The 2,478-nt window shown below is 30.3% G+C and carries 4 protein-coding genes; all 4 read right to left on the minus strand.

Annotation, left to right across the window (positions count from 1 at the left end; translation table 11 throughout):
* Positions 1-108: 108 nt before the first annotated feature.
* Positions 109-651: a hypothetical protein gene (locus H593_RS0115325; RefSeq protein ID WP_028873231.1), complete on the minus strand. Its 543-nt coding sequence runs from the start codon at positions 649-651 to the stop codon at positions 109-111.
* A gap of 159 nt (positions 652-810) precedes the next feature.
* Positions 811-1,230, minus strand: coding sequence for a UPF0158 family protein (locus H593_RS0115330; RefSeq protein ID WP_028873232.1), 420 nt, complete (start codon positions 1,228-1,230; stop codon positions 811-813).
* The gene (locus H593_RS0115335; RefSeq protein ID WP_028873233.1) at positions 1,223-1,567 is read right to left on the minus strand and encodes a DUF3024 domain-containing protein; all 345 of its coding nucleotides are present in this window, start codon (positions 1,565-1,567) and stop codon (positions 1,223-1,225) included. The genes H593_RS0115330 and H593_RS0115335 overlap by 8 nt, the downstream gene beginning before the upstream one ends.
* Before the next feature lie 166 nt (positions 1,568-1,733).
* Complete coding sequence (locus H593_RS0115340; protein WP_037052665.1) at positions 1,734-2,267, minus strand: DMP19 family protein; 534 nt, start codon at positions 2,265-2,267, stop codon at positions 1,734-1,736.
* Positions 2,268-2,478 lie beyond the last annotated feature (211 nt).

The following is a 2,478-nucleotide window of genomic DNA, read 5'->3' on the forward strand; positions in this document are numbered from 1 at the left end:
AAGCAACTAATTTAGCAAATAAATCACAGATAGAATATTCCGCAGGAATGTTCGTAAGTCGGCAGTGACCAAGCAATTAATTATACACTGTGTTACCCAACGTTTTTATTATTCATACAGTTCGTTAATATTAATATTCTTTTGGTCTTTTAGATAATTACTAACAAGTTCATTATAGCAATTCAGATTGGTATAAACTTGACAACCAAGTTCGAAATTTTCTATTCCGTACTTTTTAATGTTTTCCGATAAATTCCCAGAACCAACCAGACCACCAGAAAAATACTTGATTTCGTTGTTCTTTAAATCAGCTTTGAATCGGTCAGTTATTTTTTCGCAATCTAATTCGTAATATTCAGAAAGTCGGTTTTGAATTTGTTTACTTTCATAGATTTGAGCAATCAAGTATAGGTTTAGAATTAAACAAATCCCAAATGCTCCAATCATTATTTTGGTCATTAAATTCCGCCAATTTTTGTTGAAATAATATAGTCCGACGCAAAAAATTCCAATTCCAAAAAATACTTTAGCGTATTCTAATTCGACAGGATTAAAACTAGTTTCAGTATAAGCATTGTACTTGTTATAAATAGACAATCCAAATGCTGAAATTCCTAAAATCAGAAGTATGTATTTTGTTCTAGCGTTCAATTTTTCTCAAATGTTGGGTAACGGAATTGTGTATGGTTAGTTGCGTGGTTAAGCAACTAATTTAGTAAACAAATACGAACCTGAGAAAATTCCAGCGGAATTTTCCAAATAAGCACTTACTTAAGCAATTAATTATACACGGTGTTGTGCGCTGGCTTTTCAACTGTTTAATTGATTTTCTACTATTTTTTCCAACTCACTTTGCTTAAATTCAAACCAACTTTGTCTAAATTCAGAATGGTCGATTTTATGCTTAAAATTCTGAAACGGTTTCTTATTTGTCAAAATATTTTCTAAATCCGTTTTAAGTTTTTCGTCAGCTACTTGCTCAACAAAACGCTCCATAATTTTAAAAGACTCAAAACTTTCCAAAGCCTCGAATTTTATAAAATCTGAATGATGTTTTTCTATTTTTTCTAAACTTTCACGAAAAGCCTCTTTAAAATCTTCTTTGTCTGAAAATTGCGAGAAGTTTGGAATTGCTATTATTTCATCAGTACTAGAATTATAATAACAGTCAAATCCGCAATCCAATTCTTGCGCTATATTCTTAACGATATTTTGTTTAGGACTATCCAAAGAAACAACTGTGTTTGTCTTCTTTTATAACTTCTATTATTTTTTCTAAATGAGTAGATTCGGGAAACGGTTCGTAAATCTCCCATTTTCCGCTTGCTCTCATCCAATATAAATTCCATTCTTTTCTTGATTTGTAATGACGAATTTTAGCAAAATCAAATTGTTGTTTCTTTTTTGCGTCATTCCAATCAGGCCGAATTTCAAATAGGATTACAACTTTTCCGTCATATGAATATCCAATATCCACTTGTTCCCGAATTTCAAGATTTTCTGGTCGTAACGATTCCACATACTTTTTTATAGTGGATTCATTTATATCAATCGTTTTGTTTGTCATTTAGTTACGATTTTTTTCAGCTTGCGCACAACGTGATGTATATGGTTTGTTGCGTGTCTAAGCAACTAAATTAGTAAATAAAACACTAGCAAAGAAAGTCCGTTTGGACTTTCGTAAGCAAGCTAAAACTAGCAATAAATTATATACGGTGTTAGCCACTGTGTTTTTATTCAGTTGTAAATTCAGTTTTGTTTTCACGAATATATTTAATTCTTAATTCGCTTACACTTTTTTTATCTCCTAAATCATAAAATTCATCATCAAGTTTATTCAGAGGATTGTCCTTATAGGATTCACTAAAACTTTCCATTGTTCCATCGTCATATTCCTCTATGCGCTTTTTGTTCTCTGCGTATATTTTATTCGCACGAGTAGTTAATTCCGCATATTTTTCCGCTCCAATTGTTTTAAATCCTATTTGAGCCATTTTAAAAAATTGTCCACTAGAATTAAAATAGAATTGATTAAATCCTCCATTATTAACTTCTCCTTCTAAAACCCAAGTTGACCAAAACGCTTGTTGTCCATTTGATAATTTATTTAGATTTTCAAATTCATTATCAAAGTCATTTTTTATATTTTCATAGATATTATCGAAAACAGCTTGTTCAAGTTCGTCATCAGGTATTTTATTGATAATTTCGGACGTAAGAACTTTATATGTTTTCCGATTATTCCAATCATCTAATATTTTGTCCATTTCAATTTCGTCTTTTGATTGTTCAGGTTGTTTTTTGCATCCGAAAAAACTTAAAATAGAAGTTAGAGTCATTATCGTTATTATCCTTTTGTTCATTGGTATGGTTACATTGTGGCTAACGTTAAATATATGAATAGTAAGGGATTTAAAAACTTTACCTTCGAGTTTTTAATAAGCCAATTTAGCAAATAAATGTTTAAATTTCTGGAAA

Source organism: Psychroserpens burtonensis DSM 12212, assembly GCF_000425305.1.
Lineage (GTDB): Bacteria > Bacteroidota > Bacteroidia > Flavobacteriales > Flavobacteriaceae > Psychroserpens > Psychroserpens burtonensis.

Bases quoted from the DNA above. Each gene is read 5' to 3' on its own strand.
- H593_RS0115340 (WP_037052665.1), bottom strand. From the start codon at position 2,267: ATGGACAAAATATTAGATGATTGGAATAATCGGAAAACATATAAAGTT.
- H593_RS0115335 (WP_028873233.1), bottom strand. From the start codon at position 1,567: ATGACAAACAAAACGATTGATATAAATGAATCCACTATAAAAAAGTAT.